Consider the following 26,787-nt stretch of genomic DNA (forward strand, 5'->3'; position numbering starts at 1 on the left):
ATGTTCATTCAAACAGAATCCACGCCAAACCCCGCCACGTTGAAATTCCTGCCCGGTCAGACCGTGCTGGAAATGGGCACCGCCGATTTCCCAACAGCGGACGGCGCGGCGGCCTCTCCTTTGGCGACCCGCATTTTTGCGGTGAACGGTGTGGCTGGCGTTTTCTTTGGCAATGATTTTGTCACCGTAACCAAGGCAGATGGTATTGAGTGGGATCACATCAAACCCTCCATTCTTGGCGCGATCATGGAGCACTTCCAGTCCGGCCAGCCGGTTTTGGCGGGTGATGCGGCGGCACCTTCGGGTCACGCAGAGCACACCGGTGAAGATGGTGAGATTGTTGGCCAGATCAAAGAGCTTCTGGACACCCGCGTGCGTCCAGCTGTGGCACAGGATGGTGGCGACATCACCTTCCACGGGTTTGATCGCGGCGTTGTCTACCTGCACATGCAAGGCGCCTGCGCGGGTTGCCCGTCCTCCACGCTAACCCTGAAAATGGGCATCGAGAACCTGCTGCGTCACTACATCCCGGAAGTGACCGAAGTGCGCCCAGTAGCGGTGTAAGCCACGGGCATGACCAACCCTCTGGTTCTGAGTTTTGACACATCGGCCGCGCATGTCGCGGCCGCTTTGCTGTGCGGAGATGAGATCGTCGCGCGCAAGGTTGAAGAAATGAAGCGCGGACAAGCCGAACGGCTGATGCCGCTGCTGGAAGAAGTTCTGGCAGAAGGCGGCAAGACCTTTGCCGATCTCGATACAATTGGCGTCGGCGTCGGGCCGGGCAATTTTACCGGCATTCGGATTTCGGTGTCCGCGGCACGTGGATTGGCGCTAGGGCTGAGCATTCCAGCCGTCGGCGTGAACAGCTTTGACGCGATTGAATCCGGATTGAGTGGCGACGGTGTGGCCATGGTTAGCGCCCCCCGTGGCCAAGGGTATTTGTTCCCGAAAGAGGGCACACCTTATTTGGCCTCTGAAGACGAGCTGGCGCAGATCGCGCAAGGAACGCCTCTTGTGACACCGGAAGCCACAAGCCTCGTGGAACAGATCGCGCGATTGGCGGCGCAACGGTACCAAGACAACCCTGCCCGACCTGCCCCGCTCTACATCAAACCAGCGGACGCGGCCCCGCCCAAAGACCCGGCACCGGTGATCCTGCCATGACGCCAGAGGCGATGGCGGCGATTTATGCGGCCGCTTTCCCCCACAGCCGAGCTTGGAGTGCTGCTGAAATTTCAGACATGTTGGCCTCTCCTTTAACCTTTGCCATCTCGGGTGACGTTGGGTTCGCTTTGGGGCGGGTGATCGCGGATGAAGCGGAGCTGTTGACCATCGCAGTGACGCCAGATCATCAGGGCCAAGGTTTGGGCCTTATTTTGCTGGACCAATTTGAAACCGAATCAAAAACACGCGGAGCGTGTTGGGCCATTTTGGAGGTCGCGCAGGACAACGCAGCTGCGCTTGCGCTCTATACACGGGCGGGCTACGAAATCTGCGGTGAGCGGCCTAGCTACTACAGCAGACCGGACGGAGAGCAAATCACTGCCAGCCTTATGAAAAAGGCGTTAAGGTAGCTGTAGGTGTGATTCGAGATTGGTCATTTTTGCCCAAACGGTCAAAAAACCGTTGACGCTAACGGTCTCAATCGCCTTAGTAACACGATGATCCGGCGGGATCTAAACAATAGACGGGACGGCAGCTCGCCAAAACAACGACCGACCCGCTCAATATATGGGAGACATTTATGAGCCTCATGCACAAATTCCTCGGCGCAGCCGCGGCAGCAGCTCTTTCCGCAGGTGCAGCCCTGGCAGAGCCAGCGCTGATCTTTGACCTCGGCGGCAAATTTGACAAATCCTTCAACGAAGCAGCCTTTGGCGGCGCGACCCGATGGGCGGATGAAACCGGCGGCACATTCCGCGAAATCGAACTGCAGTCCGAAGCTCAGCGTGAGCAGGCTCTGCGTCGTTTTGCTGAAGCGGGTGCAAACCCAATCGTGATGACCGGCTTTGCCTTCGGCAACGTGCTGAGCGAAGTGGCACCAGATTACCCTGACACCAAATTCGCGATCATCGACATGGTTGTGGATCAGCCAAACGTACGCTCCGTTGTGTTCAACGAGCACGAAGGCTCCTACCTGGTTGGCATGATGGCCGCGCAGGCTTCCAAGTCCGGCACCGTGGGCTTCATCGGCGGCATGGACATCCCGCTGATCCGTAAGTTTGCCTGTGGCTACGTTCAGGGCGTGAAAGCTGTGAACCCAGAGGCCACCGTGATCCAGAACATGACCGGCACCACCCCTGCCGCATGGAACGACCCGGTAAAAGGCTCTGAGCTGACCAAAGCGCAGATCGCACAGGGCGCGGACGTTGTATACGCAGCGGCTGGCGGCACTGGCGTTGGTGTTCTGCAGACCGCAGCGGATGAAGGCATCCTGTCTGTGGGTGTGGACAGCAACCAGAACCACCTGCACTCCGGCAAAGTTCTGACCTCCATGATGAAGCGCGTAGACAACGCTGTTTACGAAGCCATGAAGGCGGGCGTTGATCTGGAAACCGGCTTCAACGTGATGGGTGTGGCCAACGGCGGCATCGACTACGCCATGGACGAGCACAACGCTGCCCTCGTGTCCGCAGACATGAAGGCGTCGGTTGACGGTGCGAAAGAAAAAATCGCGTCCGGCGAGCTGGCTGTACACGACTACATGAGCGACAACACCTGCCCAGTAGAATAAGCAGATTCCGGGATCAAACCCGGAGCTCTTTATGGGGGCCGTACCATTGCGGTGCGGCCCTCAAACCTTAGAGGGGGACACGAAGATGGTAGATGCGTTAGACGCATTCTTTGTCGCGTGGGGGGAAACCGACGCCGCAAAACGCTTAGAAGCCCTCAAAGGGGCGCTGGCAGTAGACTTCACCTACAGTGATCCACGATCCGAAGCACCAATCTCTGACTTGGATGCGCTCAACGGATATGTGGGCATGTTTTCGCAATACGCGCCCGGCGCGACGGCGGCTGTGGTGAACACCAGCGAGACCAAAGGCCACTACCGACTGACGGTGGCTTTTCGCATGGCTGACGGCAAGGAACAGCTGGGCCAATACTATGTGGAACATGATGCTGACGGGCGCGCCACGCGCATGATCGGCTTCGCAGGACTGGGAGAGCCTGAATGACGGCGCCTGCCATTGAACTCAAAGGCATTTCCAAAGCCTTTGGCCCTGTCCAGGCAAACAAGGACATTTCGATTTCGGTGCAACCGGGCACCATTCACGGCATCATCGGCGAAAACGGCGCGGGCAAGTCCACGCTGATGTCGATCCTCTACGGCTTTTACAAAGCCGATGCCGGGGAGATCTTTATCAAGGGTGACAAAACCCTGATCCCGGACAGCCAAGCCGCGATCCGCGCGGGCATTGGCATGGTGTTTCAGCACTTCAAACTGGTGGAGAATTTCACCGTGCTGGAGAACATCATTCTGGGCGCCGAACACGGCGCGATGCTGAACAGCTCGCTGGGCAATGCCCGCAAGGAGCTGAAACATCTGGCCGAGGAATACGGGCTGAACGTGAACCCGGATGAGGTGATCGAGAACCTCTCTGTAGGCCACCAGCAGCGCGTGGAAATCCTCAAGGCACTGTATCGCAAAGCGGAAATCCTCATTCTGGACGAACCGACCGGCGTCTTGACCCCAGCAGAAGCGGATCAACTGTTCCGCATTTTGGATCGTCTGCGTGAAGAGGGCAAAACCATCATCCTGATCACGCACAAGCTGCGGGAGATCATGGAATATACCGACACCGTGTCGGTGATGCGCCGTGGTGAGATGACCGCAACGGTGAAAACCGCAGAGACCTCGCCGGAACATCTGGCGGAGCTGATGGTGGGTCGCAAAGTTCTGCTGCGCGTGGACAAAAAGCCTGCGGAGCCAGGCGCGACTGTGCTGGACATCAAAGGTCTCCGGGTTGTCGATGACGCTGGCGTGGAGCGTGTGAAAGGCATCGACCTGACCGTGCGCGCGGGTGAGATTGTGGGCATTGCGGGCGTGGCTGGCAACGGCCAGTCCGAACTGCTCGAAGTGCTGGGCGGCTTTGCCGATGGCACTGGTACCATCACCATGAATGGCGCAGAAATTCCGCTGAGTGGTCATGGGGCTGATGGGCAAGCGCGCCGCGCAGCTGGCATCAGCCACGTGCCTGAAGACCGGCAACGTGAAGGTCTGATCATGGAGTTTGCCGCATGGGAAAACACCGTGTTTGGCTATCACCATTCGCCGGAAATCCAAAACGGCCTGCTGATGGACAACAAAGGCATCTACACCGAGGCTGAGGCCAAGATGCAGCGCTTTGATGTGCGTCCTCCGGATCCCAAGCTGGCAGCGAAAAACTTCTCTGGCGGCAACCAGCAGAAGATTGTTCTGGCACGTGAAATCGAACGCAACCCGGACCTGCTGCTGATCGGGCAACCGACACGCGGCGTGGATATTGGCGCGATTGAATTCATCCACCAGCAAGTTGTGAACCTGCGCGATCAGGGCAAGGCGATCCTGCTTGTGTCCGTGGAATTGGAAGAAATCCTGTCTTTGGCGGACCGGGTGGTTGTGATGTTTGACGGCCATATCACCGGCGAACGCGACGCCGCTCACACCAACGAAAAAGAGCTGGGCCTGTTGATGGCCGGGATCACCGACACCTCCGCTGTGGCCAATGGCAACGGCGGCAATGACAACTCCACACAGGAGGTTCCCGCCGATGGATAAGATGCCTAAATGGGCCGACATCGTCCTGATCCCCTTGATTTCGCTGTTTCTGGCGGCGTTTTTCTCAGCCCTCGTGATTTTGGCGATTGGCGAAAATCCGATTGAAGCGCTGAAACTGATGGTCGATGGCGCTCTGATGCGGTCGGCTGGCTGGGGCTACACGCTTTATTACGCCACCAACTTTATCTTCACAGGTTTGGCGGTGTCCGTGGCGTTCCACGCACGCCTTTTCAACATCGGCGGCGAAGGTCAGGCGATGCTGGGCGGCTTGGGCGTGGCGCTGTGCTGTCTCTACGTGCCTTGGCCACATTGGTCGCTCGCGATCCTTGGCGCCTCCGTAGGCGCAGCTTTGTTTGGCGCGCTTTGGGCTTTGATCCCGGCATATCTGCAAGCCAAACGCGGCAGCCATATCGTGATCACCACCATCATGTTCAACTTCATCGCAGCCGCGATCCTGAACTACGTGTTGGTGGAACTGCTGCGTCCGGTGGGCGCGATGGATCCAGCCTCCGCCAAATTCCCAGAAGCGGTGCACCTGCCAACGTTCCAGGACATGTTCTCCACCGAGGGCAGCAAGCTGTTCCGAGGCGCACCGGCCAACGTGACCTTCTTCCTTGCGTTGCTGGCATGCGTCTTTGTTTGGCTGCTGATGTGGCGCACCAAGCTTGGGTATCAAATTCGCGCCTTTGGGCATTCGGAATCCGGCGCTTTGTACGCAGGCATCAGCCCGGTGCGCATCACCGTGATTGCCATGCTGATCTCCGGTGCGTTGGCGGGCATGATGTCGGTCAACACCACCATGGGCGAGAGCGAACGTCTGATCCTCAACAGCACCGAAGGGGCGGGCTTTATCGGCATCGCCGTGGCGCTGATGGGGCGCAACCACCCGTTTGGCGTGTTGCTGGCGGCAATCCTGTTTGGCTTCCTCTATCAGGGCGGCGCAGAGCTGGCGCTGTGGACCAGCATCCCTCGCGAGCTGATCGTGGTTATTCAGGCGCTGGTGATCCTGTTCACCGGGGCGCTGGACAATATGGTGCGCGAGCCGCTTGAAAAACTCTTCATTGCGATGCGCCGGAGGAACGCCTGATGGACTTTCTGACACTTCTTCAGGTGCTGGACACCTCTGTGCGTCTGGCAACCCCGCTTCTGCTGGCCTGTTTGGCAGGCCTGTATTCGGAACGCTCTGGCGTGGTCGACATTGGCCTTGAGGGCAAAATGCTGGCAGCGGCGTTTTTCTCCGCCGCTGTGGCCTTCTACTCAGGCAATGCCTGGGTTGGCTTGCTTGCCGGTGTGGGCGCCTCCGTGGCGCTGGCGGTGATCCACGGGTTGGCGTCGGTGACGTTCCGCGGCAACCAGTTAATCTCCGGTGTGGCGATCAACTTCCTTGCGGCGGGCATGACCGTTCTGGTGGCGCAAAGCTGGTTCCGTCAAGGGGGCCGCACGCCGCCGCTGGAGGGCGATGCGCGATTCAACCCAATTGAACTGCCGTTTGCCATTGGCCCTAAAGATGCGGCGGCCGCTGACCGGCCTTTAAGCCAGTTGATTGCTGAGGCGGGTCCGTTGCAACAGTTCTATTCGGAGCTGATCTCCGGGCATTCGTCATTGGTCTATCTGGCACTGCTGACCGTGCCGGCAACCTGGTGGCTGTTGTTCCGCACCCGATTTGGTCTGCGCCTGCGCGCGGTGGGAGAAAACCCCGCAGCGGTGGACACGGCCGGTGTTTCGGTTGTTTGGCTGCGCTATGCAGCGGTGCTGATCTGCGGTGTGCTCTGCGGTGTTGCAGGTGCTTACCTATCCTCCGCTCTGCAAGCGGGCTTTGTGAAAGACATGACTGCTGGGCGTGGGTTCATCGCGCTGGCAGCATTGATCTTTGCGAAATGGCGTCCGGTTTATGCACTTTGGGCCTGCTTGCTGTTTGGCCTGTTCCAAGCCTTGGAACTGCGTCCTGACATCATCGAGAACGTCTCTGGCCTCAAGGTTCAGGTTCAGCTGTTGGGCGCGCTACCCTACATCCTGACAGTGGTGATCCTGGCTGGTTTTGTGGGCAAAGCGATCCCGCCAAAAGCCAGCGCCGAGCCGTATATCAAAGAGCGCTAAGGCAAGCTCACAAAAACACGCAAAACCCCGCCCGCAGCAATGTTGGCGGGGTTTTCTTTTGATGCTTGCCTTTGTCCACAACCCAAACCTGAATAAGTCCAGTTTGCGGGCATTGATCTGGCCTGTCAGTGATTTAGCTGTCCAGACAGGTTGCTTTTGCGCCCCCACTGGCGCTATCAAAAAATATGCAGATCTACCTCCCCATCGCCGAAGTCTCCGTAAATGCCTTTTTGCTGCTCGGTTTGGGCGGCATGGTTGGTATATTGTCGGGCATGTTTGGGGTTGGCGGTGGTTTTTTGATGACGCCGCTGTTGTTTTTCATCGGTATCCCGCCAGCGGTGGCTGTCGCCACCGAAGCCAATCAGATTGTGGCCTCGTCTTTTAGTGGCGTTCTGGCGCATTTCAGGCGCAAAACCGTTGATCTCAAAATGGGCACGGTGCTCTTATCAGGGGGATTGGTTGGTGCTGCGCTCGGGGTTGTGGTCTTCAACTATTTGAAATCCCAAGGTCAAGTCGACCTGCTTGTGCGGCTGTGCTACGTGGTTTTCTTGGGCGTGATCGGCTCGCTCATGTTTGTCGAGAGCCTGAATGCGATCCGAAAATCCCGCAAGAACGCTGGTCCGCCGAAACGCAAGAAGCACAACTGGATTCACGGTTTACCGCTAAAAATGCGGTTTCGTGTTTCGGGTCTGTATATCTCGGTCATTCCCCCGCTGATTGTTGGCGTGTTGGTTGGCATTTTGGCGGCCATCATGGGTGTTGGCGGCGGGTTTATCATGGTGCCTGCGATGATCTATCTGCTGGGCATGCCAACCAAAGTGGTCGTGGGCACTTCGCTGTTTCAGATCATCTTTGTGACCGGTTTCACCACATTGCTGCACGCAACAACCAACTACACGGTGGACATTGCTCTGGCAGTTCTCTTGCTGGTTGGCGGCGTGATTGGTGCGCAAATCGGCACGCGGTTGGGCACTTACCTCAAGGCGGAGCAACTGCGTATTTTGCTAGCGCTTTTGGTGATTTTGGTTTGTGCCAAACTGGCGTTGGACCTGTTGCTCGAGCCAAGCGAGTTATTCTCCATCGGCGCGGCAGGGGGGCATTAAACATGAAGCGTTTGTTGCTGTCTCTATTGCTCGTAGTTGCGACGCCGGTTGTCGCCGAAGAGGTTGTATTGGGATTGAGTCAGGATCAGGTGGCGATCACCGCTGATTTTGACGGCTCTGAAATCCTGCTGTTTGGCGCGGTGAAGCGCGAGAGCCCGATCTTGCAAGACCCGCCGCTGGAAGTGGTGATTGCCGTGTCCGGCCCCAGTGGCCCGCTGACTGTGCGTCGCAAAGAACGGAAATTTGGCATTTGGGTGAATGCCGACGCGGTCGAGATTGACCATGCGCCAAGTTTTTACGCGGTGGCCACTTCGGCCCCGTTCAATCAGGTGATGTCCAACGTCGAGGATCAGCGCCACAGTGTGTCGATCCCGCGTGCGATCCGGTCTGTTGGCGCCCCTATGGGCATCGAAGATGCGCAGAGCTTTAGCGAGGCGGTGATCCGCATTCGCACCGATGAGGGCGCTTATCAGGTGCTGGAAAACACGGTGTCGGTGGATGAGCAGACCCTGTTTCGCACCTCGATCAAAATGCCCGCCAACCTGACCGAAGGGGATTACCCCACGCGGATTTTCCTGACGCGCGGCGGCAAAGTGATCTCCAACTATGAGACCGTGATCAACGTGAACAAGGTCGGACTGGAGCGCTGGCTGTTTGACATGTCGCGCAATCAACCGCTGCTTTACGGCTTGATGTCATTGGCAATTGCGATTGCGGCGGGCTGGTTGGCCTCCGCCGCCTTCCAGGTGTTGCAGCGGCGCTAACTTGTCAGCAGGCTTGCGCCTTTGGCGTGGGCCGACTACCTGTCACGAAACCAAACACGAGGCATTTTATGGCGCAGACTCTTGAGCAGCTTGCAGAGATCATGTTGGACGCCGCCAAAGCGGCTGGCGCAGAGGCGGCAGATGCGATGGCGATGCGCGGCACCTCAGTGTCGATTGATGTGCGTGAAGGTAAGCTGGAACAGGCGGAACGGTCAGAAGGTGTCGACCTTGGTTTGCGGGTCTTGCTTGGGCAGCGGCAGGCCAATGTCTCGATCTCAGACACCCGCGCGGAAAGCATCGCGGTGATGGCAGAACGTGCTGTGGCGATGGCCAAGGAAGCGCCCGAGGACCCTTATGTGGGGTTGGCGAAAGCAGACCAGCTGGCGCAGGATTTGGACATTGCGGCGCTGGAACTCTGCGATCCAACCGATGAACCTGTCGCCGCCAGCCTGCAGGAAGACGCAATGACCGCCGAAGCAGCTGCCAAAGCGGTAGATGGCGTGAGCCAAGTGCAATCGGCCACCGGCGGCTACAGCAGCAGCGAAGTATTCTTGGCCGCCACCAACGGGTTTGCCGCCGGCTATGCCCGCAGCAGCCGCGGCATCTACGCCACCGCGATTGCTGGCGAAGGTGACGCGATGGAGCGTGACTATGATGGCGACTCCCGGATTTTCCAAAATGACCTGCGCGACGCAGCCGAGATTGGCACCTCCGCTGGGCAACGTGCAGTGGAGCGGCTGAACGCCCGCAAGCCACAAACCGGTAGCTTCCCCGTGCTGTTTGACGAGCGCATTTCTTCGTCGCTGATTGGTCATGTGCTGGCCGCGTGCAATGGCGGCATGGTGGCGCGGGGCTCGTCTTGGTTGCGGGACAAGCTGGGTCAACAGGTGTTGCCGGAAGGTTTGTCGCTGATCGAAGACCCAAAGCGGGCCCGTGTGTCCGGGTCGCGGCCGTTTGACGCGGAAGGTCTGCCAACCATGCGCCGCGCGATTATCGATAATGGCGTGTTGACCGGCTGGACTTTGGATTTGGCCACCGCCCGCAAACTGGGTATGGCATCGACCGGCAACGCGGCGCGCGGGATTTCTTCGCCGCCCTCCCCAAGCAGTTGGAATGTTTCACTGACTCAAGGGGACCAAAGCCGCGATGATTTGCTCAAAGACATGGGCACCGGGCTTTTGGTCACCTCAATGATTGGCTCCACCATCAGCCCGACCACAGGCGACTACTCCCGTGGCGCGGCTGGGTTCTGGGTGGAGAATGGCGAGATTGCCTATCCGGTGAATGAATGCACCATCGCAGGCAACCTGCATGACATGATGAGGTCGATTGTGCCCGCCAATGATGCCCGCACGTATTTGTCGCGCGTCGTACCCTCGCTGCTCATTCCGGGGATGACTCTTGCCGGAAACTGATCTTGATCTGCTGATTGCAGCGGCGCAACAGGCGGGTGACATCGCCACACGCTACAATGGGCCAGATGCCAAAGCTTGGCACAAACCCGAGGGTGCAGGGCCGGTTACCGAAGCCGACCTTGCGGTCAATGAGATGCTGGAAGATACGCTGCGCGCAGAACGGCCGGACTATGGCTGGCTGAGCGAGGAGTCCTTGGATGAAGGGGATCGCATCCACGCGGAGAAAACCTTCATCATTGATCCCATTGATGGCACTCGCAGCTTTATCGAAGGCTCCGACACTTGGGCGCATGCGTTGGCTATTGCGGAGCGTGGTGTTGTCACGGCAGCGGTGGTGTTCTTGCCACGCCGGGATAAGCTTTACAGCGCGGCACAGGGTCAGGGCGCGTTTTTGAATGGTGCGCCGATTACCTCAGGTGCGCGGTCCGACATGACTGGGGCCAAAGTGCTGGTCGCCCGTCCGGTGATGGACGCCGCCCATTGGCAAGGCAAACCACCGGCGTTTGATCGCGGGTATCGCCCCTCACTGGCCTATCGGACCGCGCTGGTGGCCGAAGGGCGATTTGACGCCATGGTCACGTTGCGCCCGACATGGGAATGGGATGTGGCAGCGGGCGATCTGATTATTCGCGAAGCAGGAGCCGCAACGGCAGACCGCCACGGAGCGCCGCTGCGGTTCAATAACCCTGACCCTCGTCTGGCCGGGGTGATTGCGGCGCCACAGGCGCTCAAAGATCAGATTTGTGCTGCCCTGGCACCAGCTCACGCGGCGCGATAACGGGCCACAAAATTAGCGACGATCTTTGGCGGCGCAGAGGCATCGGCCGCGCGGCAAAGCGCCATCAAGCGATCGACTTCTTCCGGTGGAAAGTAGCCTTTGTCCCGATACATGTTGAGTCGGTTGGCAAACTCCGCCCCATCCGCTTCCGGGTGAAACTGCGTGGCATAGACGTTTTGTCGGTAGCGGATCATTTGAAACGGACAAAACGGTGATTGCACCAGATGGGTGCAGCCTTCTGGCAGATGTTGCAGAGCTTCTTTGTGACCCACAAAAGCGTCAAACTCCTGCGGCACATCTTCCAGCATCGGATCGTTTTGCCCGTCCGCTGTGAGGTTACAGCGGGCAAGTCCAGCCTCTTCCCCATAGCGGTCTTTGGACACGGCCTGCGCCAAATGATGACCCAACACGCCAATGCCAAGGCAACAGCCCAGAAACGGGATGTCCTCACTGGTGATTTGCGGCATGAGCGACATGACCTGCGCTTCCATCTTCGCCTCAAGCGAGTTGCGTGAGGTTGGGCAATCGCTGACACAGCCCGGACCGCCGCCAACGATCACACCGGAGTAGCTGTTCAGGGTGATGTCTGTGGACAAGGTTTCCTGATCCAGCGACACGCGGTGTACCTCGTCAGCTGTCAGGCGACCTTTCTCAAGGAACGCTTGGAACTCCGCATCAGAGGCAACGGTTTCCGGGCGCAATTGCAGGATCAAAAAAGGCTTCATGCCGCGCGCAGTTGCAAAAAACACACCCCAAGACCATGCGACATGAGGAAGTTAAGGCAAATCCAGCCAAACTTGCGTCCTGCTGCGTGATCCTCCCCTTGAGGCTTGGGGCCAAGCGCCGTAGGTTGCGGCCAATTCAGCACCTCACAGGAGTGGCCCACATGGCACAACGTCTGCACCTCGTCTTTGGTGGCGAACTGATCGACCCAACCAAAACAGCCTTCAAAGACGTGGATGACATCCACGTTGTTGGCATCTTCCCGGATTACGACAGCGCCTATAACGCGTGGAAGGCCGAAGCGCAGAAGACCGTGGACAACGCCCATATGCGTTACTTCATTGCGCATCTGCACCGTCTGCGGGATGAGCAGGCAGCGGCCTCCTCCACCGAAGAACTCGGATAAGATCTCCGGATGGCGCGCTCGCTTGGCCTTGCGGCGTATCTAGCGTTTGCGCGCCGTCAGCCTCCGCGGCTGGCAGACATCGACTGCCCGCGCCCTAAAGGTGCGGTCATCTGGCTCCACAGCACCGATCCGACGCGCGCGCGGACCTTGGCCAAACTTGGATTGCGGCTGGCGGCACAGCGTGACAACGCCCATGTTCTTTTGACCACCCCAAACAATGTGCCTCTGACCCAGACCTTGCCAAACGGCGTGATCTGGCAACCCTGCCCTTCGGAAAGCCCCGCGGACATTGCGGTGTTTCTGGCGCATTGGCAGCCAGAGATCATGATCTGGCTGGGATCCAGCATCCGTCCCGCTTTGATTGATGCGGTGCGCACACGGGATATTCCGTCGATGATGCTCGAAGTGCATCGCCCCAAGCTGGACCAGAAGCGGCGTTGGGGGCCAGAGCCCATTCGTGGCACCTTGGCCTGCTTCAACACCGTTTTTGCGCAGGACCGCGCCACCGCAATACGGCTGCGAAAACTGCTGGGAGATAGTTCCAAAGTCGAGGTCAGCGGGACGTTGATGGAGGAGGCCCCAGCTCTGCCCGTGCGCGACAGTGACCTTGAGGAGTTGCGCAGCTGTTTGGCCGGACGTCCCGTTTGGCTGGCGGCACGGTTGCAACCGGAAGAGCTTGAGGCCGTGCTCAATGCCTATCGTGCGGTTTTGCGGCTGTCATTCCGGATGTTACTGGTTGTTGTGCCAGACAGCCCAAGCACGGCGCGGGCCATGCGTGAGACCATTGACCAAGAAGGTTGGCGGGTGGCCGATTGGGACAACGGTGACTTTCCGGACAACAACACCCAAGTCTTATTTGCTGAAACGCCGGATGAGTTGGGCCTGTGGTATCGCATTGCCCCCATCAGCTTTGTTGGCAGTTCCTTGATTGCCGGAGCAGGCGGGCGCGACCCCTTAGAACCTGCAGCTTTGGGCAGTGCTATTTTATATGGCCCATCGGTGCGGCGCTATCTGGGCAGCTACACACGTCTGGCCAATGTCAGCGCAGCCCGGATTGTAAAAGACGCTGACAGTTTGACCGCCGCGCTGATGTTCCTGTCCGCCCCGGATCAGGTCGCCGCCATGGCACATGCGGGATGGCAGGTTGTGTCTGACAGCGCGGCAGTTTCTGACAAAGTGCTGGAACACGCCCATACGTTAATGGATGTGCAGGAGGAACCGGCATGAAGGAACCTCTGTTTTGGTCCAACAGCCCGAAGCGACCCGGCTGGCAGGCCCGGCTCTTGGCCCCTTTAGGGGGACTATATGCAATGGCCACCAGGTCCCGCGTCAACAAAGGCGACAGTTATAAAGCCGCGGTGCCTGTGATCTGCGTCGGCAACATCAATGCCGGTGGCACTGGTAAAACCCCCACCACCATCGCGCTGGCACAAAGATTGATTGGCATGGGCAAGGTGCCGCATGTGGTCTCACGCGGCTATGGCGGCAGTCTGGATGGCCCGGTGCAGGTCAATGAGCGCACACACAAGGCGGAAGAAACCGGAGATGAGCCGCTTCTGCTGGCCGCCTTTGCGCCAACCTGGGTTGCCAAAGACCGCGCCGAGGGTGTGCAGGCAGCTGAAGCCGCTGGCGCAGATGTGATTTTGCTCGACGACGGGTTTCAGAACCCTTCCGTCCATAAGGATGCCTCGATCATTGTCGTGGATGCACATCGCGGCTTTGGCAACGGGCGCTGTATTCCGGCAGGTCCTTTGCGCGAGCCAGTGGCCGCAGGCATGGCGCGCGGTGATATTGTGTTGTCGATTGGCAATGAGGTGGCACAATCGCGATTTGCGGAGACCTGGGCCACAGAGGTGTCCCTGCCCCATGCCAAAGGCGCATTGAAGCCCCTGCAAACCGGTATGGACTGGACCGAGACACCGTTTTTTGCCTTTGCTGGCATTGGTCATCCGGAGAAGTTTTTTGAAACCCTGCGCGGGCTGGGCGCCACCTTGGTGCACACCGAAGCTTTGGCAGATCACCAATCCTTGCCGCCAGCGATGCTGGCCCGTCTTTATGCGGAATCGCAAAAGATGGGCGCGCAGCTGGTCACAACCGAGAAGGACGCCGTGCGCCTGCCATTGGAAGTGCGCCTCCAGGTGCTGACCTTGCCAGTACGGTTGGAGTTGCAGGATTGGGGACCAATTGATGCGCTTCTGACGCGCATCGGGGTGACCGGGCAGGACTAAGCTGCCCGGTCGGTGTTTTAGCTTAACCGCCGAGCTTACCGTCGAGGATCTCTTTCAGATCATTGTAGCTCATGTTGGAGTGTTTCTCACCGTCAATCAGCAGGGTTGGCGTAGAGTTCACATCATCTGCGGCGGCGTTTTCCTGAAACCAGGCCACAAGTGCTTTGGCTTTGTCTTCGTCTTGCAAGCAGGCTTGTAGCTGATCGTCTTCCAGACCTGCCAGTCGGCCGGTTTTGCGCAGGCTGTCAGAAATCGCCACAGGATCACCGGCACGGGTCCAGTCTTTCTGTGTCTTCATCAGGATGTCGGTCATGCCGAAGAATTTCTCCTGACCACCACAGCGCGCCACCATGGAGGCCCAAAGGCCATAGCGATCAAAATACACGTCACGGAAAACAAACTTCACTTTGCCAGTGTCGACATAGTCCGCCTTCAGCGGCTCCAGCACGTTGACATGGAAGCTGGCACAGTGTGGGCAAGTGAAAGACGCATACTCCACGATGGTGATTGGGGCGTCTTCAGAGCCCATGACCATTTCCACGATGCCATGCTCGTTTGCCGCGCCTTCAGACGACACCGTCTGAATGTTGCTGACTTCCGGCAAGTCAAAGGCCGTGGTTCTGGTGGACTGTGTGTTGGACAGCCAGTACGCACCACCCGCAGCAGCAACAGCCACAGCAGCAATCGCAGGGATAAAACGGTTCATTCAGACACCTTTCTTGGCATTTTTGTTCTTTGAGATTACGTTTTGGGCAAGCCGCTCAAGAGCTTGCCGCAGATCATCATCGCCCACAGGCGCGGCCACTTCAGCCGCCTCCGCACAGGTCGCGGCATCGGGTTTGGGTTTCTCGACTTTGGGCGCCGCACCAAACTGTGCCTGACCTTCAGCAAAGCCGGTGGGCGCGGTTTGGGTAATACGCATATGGGTGATGGCGTTGTAGCCATAGGCCGAATTGATGCGGGTGCGCAGGGTTTCTTTTTGCATTTCCAGCATCGGTGCTTGTGCGCCGGTGGTCAGCACGGTCAGCGTCGCGCCAAACCCTTGGCGGCTGTATTTCACATCCACCGGCTGACAGATGCTCGCTGTCTCAGCGCCAACAATGTCAGCCCAGTGCGTCAACACCCGCGACTCGGCAAAACCCCGGCTTTCGCTGGCTTTGCGGATCCGCTCTCGCAGCAGCGAAGACGTGCGGGAGAACCCTTTGGTGGTGGCGCGGCGCATGTTGGTCTTGCATCCTTTGGTCGGTCGCTATTTTAGTGGCTCGGCGCGAGGGCGCCAGTGAAACCCAACCCAGTGAGGATAAAACTTGCGTGATTGGCCAGACAGCGCCGACCTGTTGACGTTCTATGACCACAATGCCCGCAAAATGCCGTGGCGTGTTGGGCCAAAAGAGCGCGCGCGCGGCGTGCGACCAGACCCGTATCGGGTGTGGATGTCAGAGATTATGCTGCAACAAACCACGGTGGCCGCCGTCAAAGATTACTTTGAGCGATTCACAGCTCGTTGGCCAACTGTAAGCGACCTGGCGGCAGCAGAAGATTCGGACGTCATGGCGGAGTGGGCCGGGCTTGGATATTACGCCCGAGCCCGCAACCTGCTGAAATGTGCGCGCCATGTTGTGGCGGAACATAACGGCGTGTTTCCCGACACAGTTGAGGCACTTCTGACCTTGCCAGGGGTTGGCCCGTATACCGCAGGGGCGGTGGCCTCAATTGCGTTTGACCAGCCTGCAACCGTCGTGGACGGCAATGTGGAGCGGGTTATGGCGCGGGTGTTTGATATCCACACACCTCTGCCGGCCGCCAAGCCTGAACTGACCGAGAAAGCGGCGGCAATGACCCCGCAAGTGCGGCCGGGAGATTATGCGCAAGCCGTGATGGATCTTGGCGCAACCATTTGCACGCCACGCAATCCGGCCTGCGGACTGTGCCCCTGGCGCTCCGCATGTAAGGCACAGGCGGCGGGCACAGCCGCTGAACTGCCAAAGAAGACCCCAAAAAAACCCAAACCCATCCGCCACGGCGTGGTCTACATCGCAAAACGTGTGGACGGCGCGTATCTGTTGGAAACGCGTCCAGACAGCGGGTTGTTGGGCGGCATGTTGGGGTGGCCCGGATCAGATTGGACCGAAGGACACGCGCCCAAACATGACGCCCCGATCAAGGCCGAGTGGAAAACGCTGAATACGGAAGCAAAGCACACATTCACGCATTTTCATCTGCGTCTTACCGTAAAAACAGCATTGGTGCCGATGGACCGCAAGCCCTCTGTTGGCGCGTTTGTGCTCGATGAAGACTATGACTCGGGCAATCTCCCAACCGCCATGCGCAAGGCGTTTGACCTCTATCGCGGCACTTGATCTCATTGCACTGAGCCACAGTTCGCCGCATAGTTTGCGCAACAAGTTCAAAGGACTGTGGTTATGATTGCCTCTTCTCAGGTTGCCAAGTTTGCCAACGCCTTGCCGTTCTGGTGTTCCCTGTTTCTGATCCCGTTGGTCTGGATCACCGCCGGGTTGGGCAGCTGGTGGGTGCTGCTGGTGCCGTTCACCACGTGGTATCTGTTTGCAGCATTGGACGCAGTGACTGGACTAAACCTTGAGAACGCCGATCTGGACACCACGGATGAGCAACTAAAATGGTACCGGATGGTCACGCTCATCTGGCCAGCCCTGCAGTTTGTCACCATCTTTGGGCTGATTTTCTACGCCACCCGGGCAGATCACCTGAGCACCGGCGCCTTGATTGGCGTGTTCTTTGGTGTGGGGGTAATCAGCGGCACCATTGGCATCAACTACAGCCACGAGCTGATGCACCAGAAACCCAAAGCCGAACGCTGGTTGGGGGATATTCTGCTGTCGATGGTGCTGTATTCACATTTCCGCAGCGAACACCTCTTGGTGCATCACCGCTACGTAGGCACACCACGCGACCCTGTGACGGCACGATATAACGAAGGCTTCCACCGGTTTTTTCCCCGTGTTCTGATCGGATCACTAAAGTCCTCTTTCAAAGCCGAAAAAGACATGCTGGCCCGCAAAGACTTGCCATGGACTGACCTGTCCAACCCGTTTTTCCGTTACTGGGCGCTGCAAGGGGGGATGCTGTTGCTGGCGCTCCTTATCGGCGGTTGGCTAGGTGTGGCGCTGTTTATCTGGCAGGCATGGATCGCCATCTGGCAGCTGGAGCTGGTGAACTACGTCGAGCACTACGGGCTGACCCGCAAACATTTGGGCGAAGGCAAATATGAGCATGTGAAACCACATCACAGCTGGAATGCAGCCCACAAGGCCTCCAACTGGTTGTTGATCAATTTGCAGCGCCACTCAGACCACCATTACAAGCCGGACCGCCGTTTCCCGCTGTTGCAGAACTACACGGATGAAGAGGCGCCGCAGCTGCCCTTTGGCTACCCGATCATGACCATTGCCGCGATGATCCCGCCGGTCTGGAAACAGGTGATGAACCCGCGCGTACGCAAATGGCGGGACATGTATTATCCCGAAATCACCAATTGGCAGCCCTATAACAAAGCCAAGAACCCACTGCCGCGCTGACGGTCAAACCCCGTGATCGTCAGGCCGCTCAAAGGCCCAGACCGTCAGTTTTTCCGCCACACCACGAATGTCTTGATCGGTGAATTTTTGCAGCCCCTCGAGACACTCGTCGCCCCCTTCCTTGAGGACTTCGTTACGCATGCCGTCGCTGATCACAAGGCGGGCATTAAGACCTCGGGTCATGCTTTCCAGACGGGAGGCAACATTCACGGTGTTGCCCACAACCGCAAATTCCAAGCGGTTGGCGCCGATGTCGGCCAAAACAGCCGGGCCGTAATGCGCGCCAAACCCAACCCGCAGCGGCGGCTGGCCTTTGGCAATGCGCGCGTCATTCCAAACGTCCACATCCGCCATCATCTGCCGCACACAGCGCAGTGCATTTTGCGCATCATGGTCTGACGGGTTGGGTGTGCCAAATGTCGCCATGAGGCCATCGCCCAGATACTTATCCAGCGTGCCTTCATGTGCAAACACAGCCCGTTCCATGAGCCCGTGGAAGTCACGCAAAGTCTCAATCACCTCTTCCGGTTTACGGGTGGCTGCAAACTCCGTGAAGCCAACGATGTCCACAAACAGAACGGCAATATCATGCGAGCGAATTTGCTTAAGAGGTTCGTCGTTTTGGCTCAGCTCTTCGACAACGTTGGGCGAGAAATACCGAGACAGGTTTGTCCGTTCCCGCTCCAAGGCTGCGTTGGACCGCAACAAGCCATTAAACCGCCGCATGGAGAGACCCAAAGTGATCGCCACCAAAAGGAAGACCACAACTTCCTGTATGCGCAGGCGAATGTTGAAACTGTTTGGGTCGATTAGAAACGCGAGGTCAGGCCATCCTGGCAGCGCCACACGGATCGCTTCACTCATGTCTGGCAGGGGATCTGTCAGCCAAATTGAGAGGCCCAGGGCAACCGTCCACATCGAGGCTGTCCAGGTACCGATGGCAATCACAGTGCGCCACGAATAGGCCAAAGTGCCCATGGCGAGGATCAGGAACAGATACTGGAAGTTGCCAAAGCGGTATTGCATCGCCTGCGGCCAGTCATCCAGCCCAATGGGGTTAGGACCGATGATGCCAACAACCATCAGCAGAAGATCCACAAATATCAGGAACAGCTCCATTTTGGAGCGACCAACCCGGCCCGCGCGGCGAATGAGCCAGCCGTTGACGCAGAGCAAAAACAGAATGAGCTCGTAGTAGAACACTTCCGGCCAATGCACGGTGAACAGAAGAAACACACCAATGATCGACATCGCCACCCAGCGGGCTTTCACCGCCAGATCCAGTCCTTCACGTTTGTGGCGCTCCAACACAGCTTCCGTATAGCTGTCGCTGCGTTCTTCGCCCTCTTCAAACCGATCCAGATAGGCGGTCGATTTGGTTTGCGTCTGCTCGACCATATACTGGCTCTCCGTTCTCTCGGGCTGAGATAGGTGTTGTGCGCAAGCTTACACCCCTACCGCGACAAAAAAACCCCGCCGGGTTGCGGCGGGGAAGTCTGGATACCTGCGTAGTCAGTTCGGCTACAGGCATCCGGCGGTATAGTTATCTGTGGTATAGTAGTTGGCGTGCCCCATGGCACTTTGCGGTTGGTCCGGATCGCCTGTGTGCAGTGCTGTCTTTTGGACAATAGCGACAAGTGACCCGGGTCTTGGAATACCGCAAAGTGATTTAGTTGGGACGCGCCGCCATTTCTGCACGAATTTGCTGACGCAGAAGGTCAATTGGCACCTTCTTGCCTTCGTGTTTGTAAGACCAGTAGGTCCAGCCGTTACAGCTAGGCGCACCTTCCAGATGCGCACCGACCTGGTGGATGGAGCCTTTGATGTCGTCACCAATCAGCGTGCCGTCCGCACGGACTTTGGCTTTGTGACGGCCATTCAAGGAATACAGCTCTTCGCCCGGACGCAACATGCCACGCTCGACCAGTTGGCCAAACGGCACCCGTGGTTCGGCGCGTTTGGAGGCGGTCACGGTCAGCGCTTCGCGGTCAAACTTGCGCACGCGCTTGAGGCGTTTTTCGGCCACTTTACGATAGGCCGCTTCACGCTCGATGCCGATGTACTCACGGCCCAGCATTTTGGCGACGGCGCCGGTGGTGCCGGTGCCAAAGAACGGATCGAGGATCACGTCACCTGGGTTGGTCGAGCCAACCAGCACGCGATGCAACAGGCTTTCCGGTTTCTGCGTTGGATGCGCCTTGTCACCATTGTCGTCTTTCAGACGCTCGTGGCCGGTGCAAATTGGCAGCACCCAGTCAGAGCGCATCTGAATGCCTTCGTTGAGCGATTTGAGCGCTTCGTAGTTGAAGGTGTATTTGGCGCCTTCGGATTTGGAAGCCCAAATCATGGTTTCATGCGCGTTTGTGAAGCGTTTGCCACGGAAATTTGGCATTGGGTTGGACTTGCGCCAGACCACATCGTTCAGAATCCAGAAGCCCTGGTTCTGCAATTCCGCGCCCATGCGGAACACGTTGTGGTAGGAACCGATCACCCAGATCGCCCCGTTGGGTTTGAGAAGACGGCGCGCCGCCTTCAGCCATTCGCGTGTGAACTTGTCATACGCGGCGAAACTCGAAAACTGGTCCCACTCATCATCAACCGCGTCCACTTTGGAATTATCCGGACGGTGCAGATCGCCTTTTAACTGAAGGTTATAGGGCGGGTCTGCGAAGATCAGGTCGATGGAGTTTTCAGGCAGACTGTTCATCACTTCGATACAGTCGCCGGACAATATACTATTGATCGGGAGCGCGGATGCGCCCTTCGCTTTGGTCATCGTTTTCATTCTCTGCCTCATTACGGCGCGGTTTTTTTAGTGCGCTCGTTATGTGGATAAGTTTGAGTCAAACACGATTCGGCGTCAATTTCTTTTTTTGAATCAGCGAGTTAGTTTTTCGCTTGATACAAGATATTGTGCACAGGCTTAAACGAACGCCTATGATGTGGGGTCACGCCCAGTTGCACCAATGCCTCTCTGTGCTTTTTGGACGGGTATCCGGCGTTTGTTTCCCATCCGTAACCAGGGAACTGTTGCGCCAAATCCATCATGATGCTGTCGCGCGCCGTTTTGGCGACAATAGATGCGGCGGAAATCGAGAGAGAGCGTGCATCCCCTTTCACGATTGCTTCAGGTGAAATTTGCAATCCAGACGGGATTAAATTGCCATCAATCAGCAGGTGATCGGGCGCCGCAGACAGCCCGGCGACGGCCCGCTCCATGGCGATGTGGCTGGCGCGCAGGATGTTGTGCTCATCAATTTCTTCGACCGTGCAATGCGCAATGCAGACATCAGCCACTTTCAGGATTTCTTCTGTCAGCGCTTCACGGCGTTTCGCAGTCAGTTTTTTGGAGTCGTTGAGGCCATCTGGGATGTTGTTGGGATCCAGCACCACCGCTGCGGCGGTCACCGGGCCGGCCAAAGGGCCACGCCCCACTTCGTCCACGCCGGCCACACGCGAAAAACCACGGGAAAAGGCTGCAGTCTCTAGTGAAAAATCGGGGGCTGTTTTCTCTTTTGTCATGCCACCTTGAGAACCACCTCAGAGGCCTATGCGCAAGAAAAAAGCCGGGCAGCCCCTCGTCTGCCCGGCCAGTTGCCGATCTTACTGTCGGCTTGCACACCGCTCGATGCCGGGGATCAGATTAGCGCCAAACCACTTTGTAGCCGTTGTTGCTCAGGCATTGGCTTTTATAGCCAGCGATGCGGCCATTCACGCCTTTGCGTTTGAAGTAGCATTTCTCCGGCAGGCGATAGGCCGGGTATTGCGCGCGGAACAGGCAGCGCTGACCGTAGCCCTGAATGATGCGACCATTCTTGGCTTCAAACCGCTTGGCACAGTGACTTGGCAGCCAGGCTTTGTGCTTCTTCTTGGGTTTGTGACTCTTTTTGGGTTTCGGCTTTGTCACCGGCTTGGACACCACAGGTGCAGGGTCGGACTTCTTATGATCTGCCACAGCTGCACCAATCACGGCCAAAGCTGTCACACCAAACAGCAGCGCGGCGATGGCGTCCTCATCCATGGCGTTGGCGCGCGGTGCCGTCGCGCCGGTCAGTATGATGGCGATGCTCAATACAGAGGCGATAAACGATTTGGAAGTCATGGCGATATCCTGTTTTTAGAATGTTGCCCGGGCTGTGCGCCGGTTTGCCCATCCGTTTTCGCCTCAACTCCAAAAATCTCACAATATCAGCACCTTGATATGAGATATCAGACCCGCAAACCAACTTGGTTATTGAATAACAGACACGATTTGCGCCAAAGTCGGCTCATGAAACAGCTCATGACATATAGCCTCTGTATTGGCGCTCTTGTTGCGGCCCTCGCAGCCCCAGGTGCTGCACTCGCCGCCGACTGCTACGCCGATTACAAAGCCAAGAAAGACGCCCCGTTGCGCCTGCATTACGGTGTGATCGATCTCAAAAACGGCTGTGATGCCGGATCCGCAAAGCAAGAAGTTGCCGCCCGAATTGGGAAAGACGGTTGGACCTTGTTAAACGTACTCTCGGTGTTTGACGCTTCAGAGCTCTCCGGAAAGGAAGACAGTGCAGGACAATTCTACCTCCGTTATTGAAACGCGGCGCAGCGGTGGGCGGATCGTGACACTGGGGATTGGGGCAATTGTCCTGATCCTTTTGGCCTGTGCGGCGCTGTTGCTGCTGACCTTGCCGGATGCCAATGCCTTTAATGCGCGCGTCGAGGCCCTGTTTCTGGCCAATGACGACCTGACCGGTCAGGCAGAAATCAAACTTCTGGAAATCCTCGCGCAATCCGGCACCGCCTTTGCCGACACTTTGGCCAGCTATCGCATGGTGATCCTGGTGCTGCTGGTGTTTGCCACCGGCATGATGATTGCCGCGCTGGTGTTTCTTGTTGGTCTGATCACCATGAACCGCCGCATGGCGCAGATTGAGCGCGCGGGTATTCAGGTGACGTCATTGATTGTCAGCCGCGAAGAGAAGACCGTGTACCTCAATGAGATGGGTTTCAAACTGACCGATGCGGCCATGGAGACACTCTCGGTTCTGGCGGAGGCGCGTATGGATGACGATGTGCTGTCCGGTGTGGAACTGGAAAGCGTGATCTCTGGCAAACCCTCCACCGATTGCGAAGAAGCGGCTGGCGCCACGCGCATCAAACGCCTGCGGGACTCGCTGGGCAATCAGATGGTGAGCCAACTGTTGGTCAAAAACATCGCCCGCAAAGGCTATGTGCTTTCAATCGATAAAGATGTGATAGAAGTGCTTTAGGCGCTGGCCACACAAATGAGTGAGAAGCCCCGCCGCCTCTTGTTTGCCTTTTGTTCACACCCCACATAGGGGAGACTGCGTGACAGGGGTGACGATCAGGGAAGGATCAGGGCATGGAAGGTTCACGTTTTGGCGCCAATGCAGGCTACGGGATTGAGATCAAACCCATCGCCTCCACTGTTCGCGTAAAGCGAAACGGGCAGGTTCTGGCCGAAAGCACAAATGCGAAGGTAATGTATGAGACCCGGCTGCCCCCGCAGATCTACATCCCCAGAGAGGACATTCTGGCACCGCTGTCTGAGGAGACCGAGCTGCAGACCTTCTGCCCGTTCAAAGGCACGGCGCGCTATCATGACCTGAAACTCAACGGCGAAACCATCTACAACGGCGTCTGGTGTTACGACGACGCCATGCCGGAGAGCCGTGACATCAACGGCCACATTGGCTTTATGCCGGGCGCGCAGGTGGATTATGATCTGGGCGGCGTGGAGTTAGATCCGGTGGCCGATGGCAACATCACCGGCCCTTTGGTCGACTGGCTGATGCGCGGGGCGGCGTTTGAGACCACACCCGAAGATTTCATTGGTGCCTTGGGAAAGAAGATGGTCGAGCACGGGATTGCCGTGGCTCGCATGAGCGCGATGATCTGGTCGCTGCATCCTCTGATCGCTGGGAAGAACTACATCTGGAAGCGCGACGAGGAAGAGATCACCACCTTTGCGCCGTCTTATGAGCTGTATGACCACCCCGCCTTTCAAAACAGCCCCTTGAGCTATGTGTCCAAAGGCCTGGGGGGCGTGCGCCAAAAATTGACCTGCACCAAATCCGAAATGCAGTTTCCGGTGATGGAAGAGCTCAAAGAAGACGGTGCAACCGACTACGTGGCCATGCCACTGTTTTTCAGCGACGGGCAGATCAATGTGCTCACGCTGACCAGCGATCACCCTGAGGGGTTTACCACCGCGAACCTCGGCCTGATTTTTGAGGTTTCCACCGTGATCAGCCGGTTCTTTGAGGTGTTTACCCAAAAGGAAAACGCACAGTCTCTGCTGGAGACTTACGTTGGCCGACGCACCGGCGCGCGGGTTTTGGGCGGTAAAATCCGTCGTGGCGATGGAGATGACATCGATGCGGCGATCATGTTCTGTGACCTTCGTGGCTCCACACGGTTGGAAGAAGAGCTGGGGCGCAAAGATTACATCGACCTGCTCAACACCTTCTTTGATACCGCCTCTTCGATTGTGCATGCCCATGGCGGCGAGGTTCTAAAGTTTATCGGCGACGCGGTCTTGGCGGTCTTTCCCGACACCGATGACGGCACGGACGCCGGCGCAGAAGCCCTGCAGGCCGCGCGAGAAATTGTCGCCAGGCTGGCCGAGTTGCGCGAGGAAGACCCAAACCGATGTTGCGAATGCTCCATTGGCATTTGTTATGGTCAGGTTACCTACGGCAATGTTGGCTCTCAGGAGCGATTGGATTTCACCGTCATAGGACGTCCGGCCAATATCGCGGCCCGGCTTGGTGACTACGGGAAAACCGTGGGCCATCGCATCGTGGCCTCCGGCCGCGTGGCACAACATGCGCCAGACAGCAAACCGCTTGGCCCGGTGTCCTTGCACAACGTAAAAGAGCCGGTGGAAAGCTTTGCAATTTCGGCAGACATATAGCTGGCCATGTTAACTGTGCGCATTTGCGCAAGCAGCCAATGCTTGAATAGGCGCAACTGATCGCGGTAACGTTCCGATAGTCTTATCGGGAAGAATATCAGTGACTCAGAAAAACCGTTCCTTGACCCTTCGTGACGTTTCAGAAGCTTCGGGGGTGTCCGAGATGACGGTCAGCCGCGTTTTACGCAACCGCGGAGACGTGTCTGCAGCCACGCGCGATAAGGTGCTGACGGCGGCCAAGGAACTCGGATATGTGCCAAACAAGATTGCCGGGGCACTGGCCAGCCAGCGGGTAAACCTGGTGGCGGTGATCATCCCGTCCCTCTCCAACATGGTGTTCCCCGAGGTGCTGGGCGGCATCAGTCAGGTGCTGGAAGATACCGAGTTGCAGCCGGTGGTCGGCGTGACCGATTATCTCCCTGAAAAAGAAGAAAAAGTTCTTTATGAGATGCTGTCCTGGCGGCCTTCAGGTGTGATCATTGCCGGGTTGGAGCACACGGAAGCCTCGCGGGCTATGCTACAAGCCAGCGGCATTCCCGTGGTCGAGATCATGGACACCGACGGCGATCCCGTAGACGCCATGGTGGGGATTTCGCACCGGCGCGCGGGCCGTGAAATGGCCGCCGAAATCCTCAAAGCGGGTTATAAGAAAATTGCCTTCCTCGGCACAAAAATGCCACTCGATCACCGCGCCCGCAAACGGTTTGAAGGCTTCACCGAGGTGTTGGCCAAATCCGGCGTCGAAGTGGTGGATCGGGAGTTTTATTCCGGCGGGTCCGCCTTGGCCAAAGGTCGCGAGATGACCGAAGCGGTGTTGGACCGCAGCCCGGATGTGGATTTCATCTACTACAGCAACGACATGATTGGTGCTGGTGGTCTGCTCTACCTTTTGGAGAAAGGTATCGACGTGCCGGGACAGATTGGTCTGGCGGGCTTCAACGGTGTGGAATTGCTGCAAGGCTTGCCACGCCAGCTGGCCACCATGGACGCCTGTCGTCGCGAAATTGGCACCAAGGCGGCAGAAATCATCACCGCCCGCGTAAATGATGTTGAAAAAGACGGGCAAATCACCCTTGCCCCAACCATCAGCTTTGGTGACACGCTGCGTGACGTGTAGCCTGTCTTAGCCGTCCAGTTTGGCGCGGGCGGCGCGCAGGGCCTTGCGGAAGTTGGGCCCGCCGCGTCGCGACAGCACAGCAGAACAGTAGTTGGCGATCAACCAGGGGCGCCCATCCGCAAGGACAGTACGCAACATCTCTTTCTGATACCGGCCAACTTCGCGTCGTGCCCGCATCATGCTGTAGAACTTGGACGTGGTCATATCGCCCGCGACACAGCTTTCAATGACCGGCTTCAGCAAGCCCAACATGATCCACAACGACGCAATCCGGTGCCCCATATAGCGGCAGCGGTATTTGCGCACGTTGTCGCCGCGAAACAGGGCGGCGTGCATGGCATCCAGCCCCATACGCGGATCGTAGAAGATATTCACCGCGCCCGCGTCAGCAATCATGTCCGGCGCATAGGCATAGCGTCCACTGAAGTCCCGGTGCCAGGCCTTGCGGTAGCGGGTTTCCCAACTGGCAATCTCGCGATCCAGCGTCGCCTGTGGTGAAATGCAAATAACCGTGGCACCAGGCGCAGCGGCAGAAAACACGGAGGCTGCATAAGCGCCCATGGACGCGCCATAGAACACCACTTTGTCAAACTGCTCAAAGAAACCTTCGGCGCGCAACCGGTCAAAGAAATCAAACACCGCCTCGTCGCGATACCACGACCAGCCGTGCGCCATCATGCCCAGCATCGACCAGCCACGGGAGGTGACAAAGTGGTGGCCCCACGGCATGCGCTCGGCGCTGTCTTCATAGACGTGGTCGAGGTTTTCGAAGGTCACAATCAGGGTTTTGCCCTGCTTGACATAGAGCGCAGAATGCTCTTCGCCCAGCTCCTCAAAAAAACCGCGCTCCGCGCCGATCTCTTTCAGATTGCTTTGCCAATCGGTTTGGCTGGGCGCGTCGGATTTTGTATCACCGTCCGCCAC

Annotated in this window: 29 protein-coding genes; 21 read left to right on the top strand and 8 right to left on the bottom strand. The window is 57.8% G+C overall.

The features are described from left to right. From JXR15_RS01740 to JXR15_RS01795, 12 genes are all read left to right on the top strand, one after another. Positions 1-564, top strand: coding sequence for a NifU family protein (locus JXR15_RS01740; RefSeq protein WP_422051519.1), 564 nt, complete (start codon positions 1-3; stop codon positions 562-564). Between the two features lie 9 nt (positions 565-573). Beyond that, positions 574-1,164: a tRNA (adenosine(37)-N6)-threonylcarbamoyltransferase complex dimerization subunit type 1 TsaB gene (gene tsaB, locus JXR15_RS01745; protein ID WP_422051520.1), complete on the top strand. Its 591-nt coding sequence runs from the start codon at positions 574-576 to the stop codon at positions 1,162-1,164. Continuing rightward, positions 1,161-1,574 (top strand): GNAT family N-acetyltransferase, encoded by a 414-nt coding sequence (locus JXR15_RS01750; RefSeq protein WP_422051521.1) that lies wholly within the window; start codon positions 1,161-1,163, stop codon positions 1,572-1,574. The genes tsaB and JXR15_RS01750 overlap by 4 nt, the downstream gene beginning before the upstream one ends. Before the next feature lie 170 nt (positions 1,575-1,744). After that, the gene (locus JXR15_RS01755) at positions 1,745-2,734 is read left to right on the top strand and encodes a BMP family lipoprotein (protein ID WP_422051522.1); all 990 of its coding nucleotides are present in this window, start codon (positions 1,745-1,747) and stop codon (positions 2,732-2,734) included. An 85-nt stretch (positions 2,735-2,819) separates the two neighbouring features. Beyond that, a complete protein-coding gene (locus JXR15_RS01760; RefSeq protein WP_422051523.1) occupies positions 2,820-3,176 on the top strand; it encodes a molecular chaperone GroEL in 357 nt (118 codons plus the stop codon). Further along, positions 3,173-4,759 carry an ABC transporter ATP-binding protein gene (locus JXR15_RS01765; protein ID WP_422051524.1) on the top strand — a complete coding sequence of 529 codons (1,587 nt, stop codon included), beginning with the start codon at positions 3,173-3,175 and terminating at the stop codon, positions 4,757-4,759. Before JXR15_RS01760 ends, JXR15_RS01765 begins: the two co-directional genes overlap by 4 nt. After that, positions 4,752-5,846, top strand: a complete 1,095-nt coding sequence (locus JXR15_RS01770) for an ABC transporter permease (protein WP_422051525.1) — start codon at positions 4,752-4,754, stop codon at positions 5,844-5,846. The genes JXR15_RS01765 and JXR15_RS01770 overlap by 8 nt, the downstream gene beginning before the upstream one ends. Then, positions 5,846-6,856 carry an ABC transporter permease gene (locus JXR15_RS01775; protein WP_422051526.1) on the top strand — a complete coding sequence of 337 codons (1,011 nt, stop codon included), beginning with the start codon at positions 5,846-5,848 and terminating at the stop codon, positions 6,854-6,856. Before JXR15_RS01770 ends, JXR15_RS01775 begins: the two co-directional genes overlap by 1 nt. Positions 6,857-7,041: 185 nt before the next feature. After that, positions 7,042-7,959 (top strand): sulfite exporter TauE/SafE family protein, encoded by a 918-nt coding sequence (locus JXR15_RS01780; RefSeq protein ID WP_422051527.1) that lies wholly within the window; start codon positions 7,042-7,044, stop codon positions 7,957-7,959. 2 nt (positions 7,960-7,961) lie between these two features. Next, entirely contained in the window at positions 7,962-8,723 is a 762-nt protein-coding gene (locus JXR15_RS01785; RefSeq protein ID WP_422051528.1) for a TIGR02186 family protein, read from the top strand. 68 nt (positions 8,724-8,791) lie between these two features. Then, positions 8,792-10,138 carry a TldD/PmbA family protein gene (locus JXR15_RS01790; RefSeq protein WP_422051529.1) on the top strand — a complete coding sequence of 449 codons (1,347 nt, stop codon included), beginning with the start codon at positions 8,792-8,794 and terminating at the stop codon, positions 10,136-10,138. Further along, on the top strand, positions 10,125-10,916 hold the full coding sequence (locus tag JXR15_RS01795) for a 3'(2'),5'-bisphosphate nucleotidase CysQ (RefSeq protein ID WP_422051530.1): 792 nt from the start codon (positions 10,125-10,127) through the stop codon (positions 10,914-10,916). The genes JXR15_RS01790 and JXR15_RS01795 overlap by 14 nt, the downstream gene beginning before the upstream one ends. Here JXR15_RS01795 and JXR15_RS01800 read toward each other — a convergent pair. Further along, entirely contained in the window at positions 10,901-11,641 is a 741-nt protein-coding gene (locus JXR15_RS01800; protein WP_422051531.1) for a glutamine amidotransferase, read from the bottom strand. The two genes, JXR15_RS01795 and JXR15_RS01800, sit on opposite strands and share 16 nt — an antisense overlap. 161 nt (positions 11,642-11,802) lie before the next feature. On the opposite strand from JXR15_RS01800, the gene JXR15_RS01805 reads away from it, so the two are divergent. Genes JXR15_RS01805 through lpxK form a run of 3 tightly spaced genes read left to right on the top strand, consistent with a single transcriptional unit; the run spans position 11,803 to position 14,273 of the window. Then, positions 11,803-12,045 (top strand): DUF4170 domain-containing protein, encoded by a 243-nt coding sequence (locus JXR15_RS01805; protein ID WP_164644337.1) that lies wholly within the window; start codon positions 11,803-11,805, stop codon positions 12,043-12,045. A gap of 9 nt (positions 12,046-12,054) precedes the next feature. Further along, positions 12,055-13,272, top strand: coding sequence for a 3-deoxy-D-manno-octulosonic acid transferase (locus JXR15_RS01810; RefSeq protein ID WP_422051532.1), 1,218 nt, complete (start codon positions 12,055-12,057; stop codon positions 13,270-13,272). Then, complete coding sequence (gene lpxK, locus JXR15_RS01815) at positions 13,269-14,273, top strand: tetraacyldisaccharide 4'-kinase (RefSeq protein ID WP_422051533.1); 1,005 nt, start codon at positions 13,269-13,271, stop codon at positions 14,271-14,273. Before JXR15_RS01810 ends, lpxK begins: the two co-directional genes overlap by 4 nt. Positions 14,274-14,295: 22 nt before the next feature. On the opposite strand, the gene JXR15_RS01820 is transcribed toward lpxK, so the two are convergent. Next, positions 14,296-14,979, bottom strand: a complete 684-nt coding sequence (locus JXR15_RS01820) for a DsbA family protein (protein WP_422051534.1) — start codon at positions 14,977-14,979, stop codon at positions 14,296-14,298. Continuing rightward, a complete protein-coding gene (locus tag JXR15_RS01825; protein WP_422051535.1) occupies positions 14,980-15,495 on the bottom strand; it encodes a DUF721 domain-containing protein in 516 nt (171 codons plus the stop codon). Positions 15,496-15,580: 85 nt separating this feature from the next. Between JXR15_RS01825 and mutY the strand changes: the two genes are divergently transcribed. Both mutY and JXR15_RS01835 read left to right on the top strand, forming a co-directional pair. Then, positions 15,581-16,633 carry an A/G-specific adenine glycosylase gene (mutY, locus tag JXR15_RS01830; protein WP_422051536.1) on the top strand — a complete coding sequence of 351 codons (1,053 nt, stop codon included), beginning with the start codon at positions 15,581-15,583 and terminating at the stop codon, positions 16,631-16,633. 63 nt (positions 16,634-16,696) lie between these two features. Further along, on the top strand, positions 16,697-17,830 hold the full coding sequence (locus JXR15_RS01835; RefSeq protein WP_422051537.1) for an alkane 1-monooxygenase: 1,134 nt from the start codon (positions 16,697-16,699) through the stop codon (positions 17,828-17,830). Positions 17,831-17,833: 3 nt separating this feature from the next. On the opposite strand, the gene JXR15_RS01840 is transcribed toward JXR15_RS01835, so the two are convergent. The 4 genes from JXR15_RS01840 to JXR15_RS01855 all read right to left on the bottom strand — a co-directional run bounded on the left by JXR15_RS01840 (position 17,834) and on the right by JXR15_RS01855 (position 21,932). Further along, a complete protein-coding gene (locus JXR15_RS01840) occupies positions 17,834-19,228 on the bottom strand; it encodes an adenylate/guanylate cyclase domain-containing protein (RefSeq protein WP_422051538.1) in 1,395 nt (464 codons plus the stop codon). 271 nt (positions 19,229-19,499) lie between these two features. After that, positions 19,500-20,615 carry a site-specific DNA-methyltransferase gene (locus JXR15_RS01845; RefSeq protein WP_164644329.1) on the bottom strand — a complete coding sequence of 372 codons (1,116 nt, stop codon included), beginning with the start codon at positions 20,613-20,615 and terminating at the stop codon, positions 19,500-19,502. Between the two features lie 101 nt (positions 20,616-20,716). Further along, positions 20,717-21,352 carry a ribonuclease HII gene (locus JXR15_RS01850; protein WP_422051539.1) on the bottom strand — a complete coding sequence of 212 codons (636 nt, stop codon included), beginning with the start codon at positions 21,350-21,352 and terminating at the stop codon, positions 20,717-20,719. Between the two features lie 121 nt (positions 21,353-21,473). After that, a complete protein-coding gene (locus tag JXR15_RS01855; RefSeq protein ID WP_422051540.1) occupies positions 21,474-21,932 on the bottom strand; it encodes a hypothetical protein in 459 nt (152 codons plus the stop codon). Between the two features lie 180 nt (positions 21,933-22,112). On the opposite strand from JXR15_RS01855, the gene JXR15_RS01860 reads away from it, so the two are divergent. From JXR15_RS01860 to JXR15_RS01875, 4 genes are all read left to right on the top strand, one after another. Continuing rightward, positions 22,113-22,403 (top strand): hypothetical protein, encoded by a 291-nt coding sequence (locus JXR15_RS01860; protein ID WP_422051541.1) that lies wholly within the window; start codon positions 22,113-22,115, stop codon positions 22,401-22,403. After that, the gene (locus JXR15_RS01865; RefSeq protein WP_422051542.1) at positions 22,375-23,079 is read left to right on the top strand and encodes a winged helix-turn-helix domain-containing protein; all 705 of its coding nucleotides are present in this window, start codon (positions 22,375-22,377) and stop codon (positions 23,077-23,079) included. The genes JXR15_RS01860 and JXR15_RS01865 overlap by 29 nt, the downstream gene beginning before the upstream one ends. Before the next feature lie 113 nt (positions 23,080-23,192). After that, the gene (locus JXR15_RS01870; RefSeq protein WP_422051543.1) at positions 23,193-24,746 is read left to right on the top strand and encodes a DUF427 domain-containing protein; all 1,554 of its coding nucleotides are present in this window, start codon (positions 23,193-23,195) and stop codon (positions 24,744-24,746) included. Between the two features lie 100 nt (positions 24,747-24,846). Further along, the gene (locus tag JXR15_RS01875; RefSeq protein ID WP_422051544.1) at positions 24,847-25,863 is read left to right on the top strand and encodes a LacI family DNA-binding transcriptional regulator; all 1,017 of its coding nucleotides are present in this window, start codon (positions 24,847-24,849) and stop codon (positions 25,861-25,863) included. A 6-nt stretch (positions 25,864-25,869) separates the two neighbouring features. Here JXR15_RS01875 and JXR15_RS01880 read toward each other — a convergent pair whose 3' ends face one another. Then, positions 25,870-26,787 (bottom strand): phosphoadenosine phosphosulfate reductase, encoded by a 918-nt coding sequence (locus JXR15_RS01880; protein ID WP_422051545.1) that lies wholly within the window; start codon positions 26,785-26,787, stop codon positions 25,870-25,872.

This window comes from Shimia sp. (assembly GCF_049116215.1).
Taxonomy (GTDB): domain Bacteria; phylum Pseudomonadota; class Alphaproteobacteria; order Rhodobacterales; family Rhodobacteraceae; genus Shimia.